This is a genomic window from Pseudomonas sp. GW456-L12, assembly GCF_059424045.1.
The window spans coordinates 1-7,689 of record NZ_JBWKZA010000063.1 but is presented as its reverse complement, the minus strand read 5'-3'; the positions used below and the strand labels follow the sequence as shown (position 1 = coordinate 7,689).

The 7,689-nt window shown below is 51.9% G+C and carries 5 protein-coding genes; all 5 read left to right on the top strand.

What is annotated here, in order from left to right:
• The first annotated feature begins 158 nt into the window (after positions 1-158).
• The gene (locus AC07Y9_RS32045; protein ID WP_146021790.1) at positions 159-2,033 is read left to right on the top strand and encodes a contractile injection system tape measure protein; all 1,875 of its coding nucleotides are present in this window, start codon (positions 159-161) and stop codon (positions 2,031-2,033) included.
• Positions 2,034-2,202: 169 nt separating this feature from the next.
• Positions 2,203-4,320 (top strand): ATP-binding protein, encoded by a 2,118-nt coding sequence (locus AC07Y9_RS32040; RefSeq protein ID WP_087092658.1) that lies wholly within the window; start codon positions 2,203-2,205, stop codon positions 4,318-4,320.
• A gap of 29 nt (positions 4,321-4,349) precedes the next feature.
• On the top strand, positions 4,350-5,276 hold the full coding sequence (locus tag AC07Y9_RS32035) for a Pvc16 family protein (RefSeq protein WP_102680419.1): 927 nt from the start codon (positions 4,350-4,352) through the stop codon (positions 5,274-5,276).
• Positions 5,277-5,430: 154 nt separating this feature from the next.
• Complete coding sequence (locus AC07Y9_RS32030; protein WP_146021789.1) at positions 5,431-6,357, top strand: hypothetical protein; 927 nt, start codon at positions 5,431-5,433, stop codon at positions 6,355-6,357.
• Between the two features lie 564 nt (positions 6,358-6,921).
• Positions 6,922-7,689, top strand: a 768-nt coding sequence (locus AC07Y9_RS32025) for a hypothetical protein (protein WP_218277451.1), incomplete at its 3' end; no start/stop codon positions are given.

The window sequence follows — 7,689 nt, the reverse complement described above, 5'->3', positions numbered from 1 at the left end:
GGGGGGGGAACATAGTCATGGTGGTGCTGCGACGCAAGCATCTCACTCCCATGCTGTTTCCGTATCTGCCCCGTATTATGTCTTGGTGTTTATTATTAAGATTGATGAGTGATTGATATTGTTGCGCTGTGTGTTATCAGTAAATTGGTGTGATTAAAATGGAAGTCATAGATGAGCTAACCTCTTTGTGCTTTATTGTTTATGCTTCTCCGGATACTGTAGAACAAGTGCAGCGGCGCTGTAGTGATCTATTTTATCAGAGCTTGGCCGAAGAACTTTGTAGGTTGTTTCAGTCACTAAAGACTCTGTCAGAAAATACACTGTCTATTGATCTGCTGAGAATCGATGTGGGTGAAATTCCTCTGGCACAGTTTGAGGAACAGTTAAGCCAACGACTATTGCACCAGCTGGAGCAACAGATATTGGAAGCTGCGTCGCAGGCGATGTTGGGCGAGGTGTTTTCTGTGCAGCAGGATACGGCCATCGTCAAATCGTATGGTGGGGAGATACATCAAGAGGAGTGGGGGACCGCTTTAACGGTCGAAGGTGTCAATCAGGCCGAAATCGCTGAGCAACCGAACAAATATGCCAGAGCGGTAGACATTCAGGCTGAAGCAGGGCTGGTCCCCCTGTTCCACTATTTGCAGTCGGGTTATCTGGCATCCCGGCATCAGGCGCTGCTGACTGAATGGAATGCGTCTGGTGGTGCGGATAACTGGTTACGCTCGCACCTGGCAACTTCATCCATCGCCCAGCGCCAGTTTTTTGCAGGGTATTGTTTACAGGAGGCGCCACGCCAGCGGTTGTTGCAAACCTTTAGCGTTGCGAGTTTGCAGGCTGTCTGCCGTTTGTTTCTGGACGATAAACCGGAATTGACGCCACCGACAGGCAAGCCCGCATTAGAGCTTTGCTTGTTGCTTAGTAGTCTATGGGCTTGTCGGCAACCCTCGGCAAGGGCTTTACCGGTACCTGCCTTATTGGTGCTGGACAGCAATCTGTTGACCGAGTTGGCGCCCTGGTTGTTGCTGGTGTTCGGTCACCCGCCATTGCCTGCGGCGTCGTTACCCTGGTTGCAGCCATTCTGGCAGCAACCTGTGGTGCAGCAACTATTAGCGTCGGGCTTATCCAAACCTGACTTTATCCGCGTGCAACACCAAATGGAGGAAAGGGCGCCACAAAGTGAGATGGTCAAACGGGCACCCCAAGCGACAGCGCCAGAGCGACAGGAGGAGGATCACCAGCACCCCACAAGGGGCATCGGACAGCTGGGCGGATCTCAACTGCAGGCTGGGAAAGGTAAACGGGAACTCCAAACGACGGTGCCAGGGTGGCCGGAGGCGGATCACCAGCATCCAGCCATGGATATCGGACAGCTGGGCGGATCTCAATTGCAGGCTGGGAACGCCAAACGACACGCTCAGGAGGAAATGGGCGGGAGGCAGCGGTACACAGAGGCCGCCGTAACGAGGAGCAATCCAACTCAGCTACCAAGGCGTTCAAACGCCTCATTATTGGAGCAGGAACCGCTGTCGGTCTCCAATGCCGGCCTGGTACTGCTGTGGCCGCTACTGCCCGGGCTATGGCGTCAGGTGGACCTGCTCGAGGAACAGCAATTCAACAGCCCACAGGCCCAGCTGGAGGCCGTGTGCTGGCTGGATGGACTGGTCTGGGGGGATGAGGCGATGGCGGAATGGCGCACCCCTTTGAGCAAGTTGCTCTGTGGGTTGCCATTGGAATCACCACTGGTGCCCTGGTCGACGCCAGAGCCTGAGGTGAGGGAGCAGTTGCAGGACTGGTTGGCGGCGATTCCCGCGCAGTTACCCGGTTTGCAACGGTGCCAGGCCAATGATCTGCGCAGCCTGTTTCTACAACGCCCCGGGCAACTGCTGCAAACCCGGTCGGGCTGGCAACTGTCGGTAGAGACGGATGCCAGCGACTTTCTACTGTCGCAACTGCCGTGGGCCCTGGACTTTATCCGGTTGCCCTGGATGGAACAGCCTCTACAGGTGAAATGGTTGCCGACGGTTAGTTGAATTAGAAAACGCAGTAAGCGCTATTGCTACTTATAAGTGCGGAACCCAGGTTCAGTGCTGAATAGATAAACCTGTTTAGCTGGAAGCCTTGACTGTTTTATCAGTCTGCTTAGCCATGCCGGTTACTTGTGCCCGGTGATATTTCAATGATCAATAAAGAAGAGTCAGCATGCCGAAACAGCATAATGCGCTGCGTCTTTGTGACGAGCTGGCGCCTGAATTATCCCAGGATGAAGATTTGCATTTACTCTTGGCCCAATTCGAGCGGCTGGATGTATTGATACAACAGCAGTTGCACACCCTGCAACAACGCTTTGCCGAGCCCGAAGAAGCCCTCCAGGGGCTGGCACTTTCCCCGGAGGAATTGGAACACCTGAACACACAACGGATGGGGATTCCGTTCTGGGCGCTGGAGCAGAGCGATCAGCAACTTTCGACTGAAGCTATTGATCCACGCAGTCGTCTGGGCCAATTGGTCAACCGTTTCGCTTTGAGCGATTTTGAACGGGACGTGTTGTTGCTCTGCTTGTTGCCGCTGTTTGATAGTCGCTACTCGCTGCTGTTTGCTTATATGCAGGAGAACAACCAGAAAAAATCCCTGACAGTGGACTTCGCCTTGAACATCCTCTGCCCGGGTGTTGTCGAGAAGACCGCGCAGCTGGCGAGCCTGCTACCGCAGGCCCGCTTGCTGAAAAATTGCCTGCTCACATTCACCCAGCGCAGTGGCGAGCATTGGGGTAATGCCCTGCTGCACCCGGCGACCGAGATTTACAGCTGGTTGATCGGCCACGCGGCTTTTCCCGGTGAGCTGCGCTCCTGTGCCAGTTGGCTGACCCCTTCTGCCTTGGCCGACCTGCTTGTGCCCTTGACTCAACGATTGGCCCCTTATTGCGCGGATGCAGGCGTCGAGGTGAAAACCCTGGTGCAGTTGCAGGGGCGCCCGGGCAGCGGGCGGGCAATGGCCATCGCCCGCGCGGCTGCCAGCGTGGGGAAAGCGGTACTGGCGCTGGATCTGGCGCAATTACCGGAAGACGATGAAACCGCCCAGAGCGTGCTCAGCGTGGCGTTGCGCGAAACGCGGTTGCAGGCGGGGTGCCTGCTGCTGCGTTCGTTGGCGGATTTCAGCACGGCCCATCCACGGTTGATGACATGGCTGGGCCAGGCGCTGAGCCAGTCTGAGCTACCGATCTTTTGCCTGACCGAACCCCACGCCTCACTGATGTGGCTGGAAGGGATGGCGCAGGTGGTGATCGCCATGCCCACGCCGGCGTTCGCCGATCAGGTTGCCTTGTTGGCCAGCCGGTTGGAGGGCATCCCGCAACAGCCGGATATCGATATTGCAGGGCTGGTAAAACGTTTCCATCCCTCTTCCGAGACCCTGGTGTCGGTGCTGCATGAAGCGCAAGCCTACTGCCAGCAACGGGGGGAGAATGCACTGCTGTCCAATACTGATCTCTACCATGCCTTTGGGCTGCGGTCGCAACAGGACTTCGGCAACCTGGCGCAACGTATTACCCCGGTACGCGGTTTCGATGACTTGATCATCAGTGATGATCTGCAGCAGCACCTTAATGAAGTGCTGGCGGCGATTCGCCAACGGGAGCAGGTATTAGGGCAGGGCTTTGGTCGTAAGGTCGGCTACGGCACCGGCATCAGCGCGCTGTTCCATGGCGATTCCGGTACTGGCAAAACCATGGTGGCGGAAGTCTTGGCCGGGGCGCTGGGCGTTGACCTGATCAAGGTCGATCTTTCCACGGTCATGAATAAATACATTGGCGAGACCGAGAAGAACCTGTCGCGCATCTTCGACTGTGCCGAGGCCGATGCCGGGGTGCTGTTTTTTGATGAAGCCGATGCGCTCTTTGGCAAACGCAGTGAAACCAAGGATGCCAAGGATCGGCATGCCAATATCGAAGTCTCTTATTTGTTGCAACGGCTGGAAAGTTATCCAGGCCTGGTTGTGTTGGCCACCAACAACCGTAGCCATCTGGATGATGCCTTCAGCCGGCGTTTGACGTTCATTCTGCGTTTTACTTTCCCGGATCAAACCCTGCGCGAGCGGATGTGGCGGGCTATCTGGCCGGCAGAAACACCAGTGGCCGAGGATGTCGACTTCTCTTCCCTGGCCCGACGGGCAGAGATCACCGGCGCCAATATCCGTAATGCGGCCATGCTGGCCAGTTGGCTGGCGGCAGAAGAACAGTCCCCGCATGTTGCGATGCACCATATCGAACGAGCCTTGCAGCGTGAGCTCGGAAAGGTCGGCCGGCTTGTCCTATCCCGTTAATTTGAATTTCGTTTATCTGGAGTTTCTTTATGGCTAACTTGCAGGATGATCCGTCCCCAAAACGTATTGCCGATACCACACTGATTCAAGTGAACAAAACCATTGGCACAATGCTGGCAGAGTATCTGCCTAGTCCCGTGGACATTATTTTTACCTTGCCGGATACCGGTGAGCCACCGGCACAACCAACGATCAGCGTATTTCTTTACGATGTGCATGAAGACCTGTCGCTAAGAACCGGGGCTAGCCGCCAGTTTTCACCGTCCACTGGCATGCTGATGCCAGGAAGCATCAATGTTTGCTGCCGTTACCTGATCACTTATTGGGAAATGAAAGCCAGCAACAGCAGCGATTCCCCCGCGACCATGGCCGATAGCCAAGCCGTGTTGATCATGAACGATGTACTCAATGCCTTGATCAACGCACGTACTTATCCGGGGCTGTCGGATTTTTATGGACGAGTGATCCCACCCTCGGAACAACTGAATAGCCTGGGCAACTTCTGGCAGTCGTTGGGTAATAAACCACGGTTGTGCTTGACCTATGAAGTCACGGTGCCGATCGCCTTGGCCAGTCGCAGTCCGGTATTGGCCCCGGTGAAAGCCGTATCGGCCGCGATTGCGCAAAAGCCCGGTATTGACTTTTATCGGCAAGCTGGAACGATGGTGTGGGAAGCGCTGGTCGCGGCACTGGATGCGAAGAGCCCGTTGGATGATACCGCTCGTGCACAGTTGAAGAAGGTGACTGTTGCCTGCGTGGGGACTCCTTTTACTGATGACAAGTTGCCTGATCAGCATCTTGATATTGTTTTGTCTGGTGTTGTGCTGGATACCAACTTGACGGCGATCAAGAGTATTACTGATGGTTGGAAAACAGAAGCTAAAGCTATTGGGGAGCTGGAAGGGAGTAGGTTGTTTGTAGATAGTGCCGATAATAAGTTGGTTGTGGTGCCATAGGTCTGGAGAGGGCGCTATCTCCCTGGTGTAGTTGAAGATAAGCAAGATGGATTTTCGTTATGTTCAAATTACTACCGGCAGTATGTTTTTGTGCTTGAGGTTCTATGGTTTTTGAATATCTCGTCATAACGCATTGGTTGTTAGAGGTGCTTATATGTATAGTCAGAAATTTCAAAATGCAAGAAAGGTAACAAGTGAAGAGGCTTTGCAATCTGGCTCTACAGAAACAGATAGCCAACATGATCTGAGCAACGATAGGCAGACGATGCAGACAAGTCTGCCCCGAACCACACTAAATGTATCGCCCTCAATCGCTGGTAGTGACAATAAGAAAAAAAGGCCGCGGCCGGCCTTCTCTTTAAAGCTGAATATTGACCCTGATAACCTCGGTCTCTCAGATGGTGGGGGACGATTCAGTAAAGCACTTTTACAAAACGAAAGTGATGGGGCGGTTTTTTTTCATGGCAGCAACTCGGCGAGCCTGTTGACCATGCTCTCGTTGAACGATGAAGTAAGAGGACGAATTCTTCCGCTGGGACAGCTTATGGAAAAAGGCGAGTATCCATTTTCGGGGGAGCTAGGGAATGCGTTGCATGAAAGAGCGTTCAACAAAGATCATGTTTCTGTTGTGGACTTTCATAACTTCAGCAGTGCCTTCGATTATGCCGCGAAAATCAATCATGCTGGCTGGAGTGAGAGAGAAACGAGGCAAAAACTCAAGGAGTGGCAAGGCGGATTTACCCTGGGTCAAGGAGAGGATGTCTACTGTGAAAACAAGAAGAGGCTGTTATCCGGGCAACTAGATCGCTGGGCAATGCTTGGTAGTGATGAGCGCGAGCTGGTTGAGAGTCCTTTTCCGGTTGTTTATGGTTTTAAGATAAGTGACGGCGGTGAAGGCCGGATCATTAAAGCTGGCTCTGATATTCCTGGAGAGTTTGGTGTTCGTGGTGGTGTGTCACTGGATGAAATAAAAGTAATCTACACTCGTGATGAGTTTGTTGAAAAAATAAAGTCCATTATAGGGGGGGCGGCCATCCTGGTAAGCGTTAAGGGGTTCTCGACAATAACGAAGAGTGTATAGTTATGGTGGATAATAGAGGGTATGAAATGTAAGGATTTTCTCGAAGGGGGGCAGATTATGAAGGTAGTCGGAAAAGGAGCCGCAGTCTTTCAAATGGTAGAACATCTATTGTTCTTTTTTACTGTCATTTCGTAATGGTTGTCGTTAATTATAGGTGTCTGAATGTATAAGCATGCAGGTCCAAGTGTATTTGGCAAAGAGACCTTGCAATGGCGGCTTACCGTTAATGAACACTCTTTCAGAGCGAGCCTTCATTTATAAAGGACCGCATAGTATAGATTCCGCTGAAAATATTGAGGATTATGGAGTGATCATCGGTGCTTCGTCCTTAAGTCAATGTTTTACCATCAGGAAGATTGAGACGCTTGAGTACCGTCGCTTCGAATTGAAGTCCTGAGTCTCATCAGTTTTATATTTAGGTGTGCGAAATAGAGTGTTTTGCAGTCGAGTGGCTGAGCATAAACTATAAAGTCATACCACCTGCCATGTTTTCTAATATCGGTAAGTGATGCTCTAGAGGATAGAGTTGGAAATATACTGGTAGCCAATCTTGGAGATTAAACGATGCCGAAGGTGCAAGCCTCAAAAGATAAGGCCTCACTAAAGAAACAAACACCAAGGGTGAGGAAACGGCACCCTGATTCTGAAGGTGAATCAGAAAGTGAATGCAGTAAGATCGGATATCGGGCGCTCAGAAAGGATGAAGAACCCTTAATAAATGGCATTAAACCGCCCGCGAACTCAGACCCGAAAATACCAGCATTTGCCCATGTTCGTGCTGGCTCAAAGGCTAAAGTTAAATCTCGCTGGGTCTCATATAGCCGTTCGTTAAAGGTGGCCGGAAGTTGGGCCGCAAAAGATCTTGATGGGAGGGTGGTAAAGTTCAAGGTCCCGAAGGGTCGGAAGTTTTATGATCTCACTACAGCTAGAGATCAACAAGTATTTTTAAGTGATTATACTAAACAGACGGGAAAAGAAATAGATCTCGACCCTAAAAAGCACCCGGCAATCAATTTTGCCAAGGGCTCCCAGGAAGGGCTTATTTATAATGGGGTCGAAGCATCAGATGTTATTGCCGTTTACAGCGCGGAGAGAATATCGGATGAAAGTTTTCGAGAGCTATCACTGATCAGAAATTCACTGGATTCTTGGAGGCTAATCAAGTCACGAGCGACTGTTATACAGAATAAAGTTAAGGCGTTACCGGAAGCAACCCTGCTTACAGAGATTTACAATAAAAATGATTGGTTGGTTCGGCTTAGGCTGCGTTGGGACAGGGGGTCGAGAAATGCCAAGGATGACTTGGCTGGGCAAGGTTTATCACCTTATGAT

Excerpts from the sequence above, each read along its gene's own strand:
- AC07Y9_RS32045 (WP_146021790.1), top strand. The coding sequence starts at position 159 with ATGGAAGTCATAGATGAGCTAACCTCTTTGTGCTTTATTGTTTATGCT.
- AC07Y9_RS32040 (WP_087092658.1), top strand. The coding sequence starts at position 2,203 with ATGCCGAAACAGCATAATGCGCTGCGTCTTTGTGACGAGCTGGCGCCT.
- AC07Y9_RS32035 (WP_102680419.1), top strand. The coding sequence starts at position 4,350 with ATGGCTAACTTGCAGGATGATCCGTCCCCAAAACGTATTGCCGATACC.
- AC07Y9_RS32030 (WP_146021789.1), top strand. The coding sequence starts at position 5,431 with ATGTATAGTCAGAAATTTCAAAATGCAAGAAAGGTAACAAGTGAAGAG.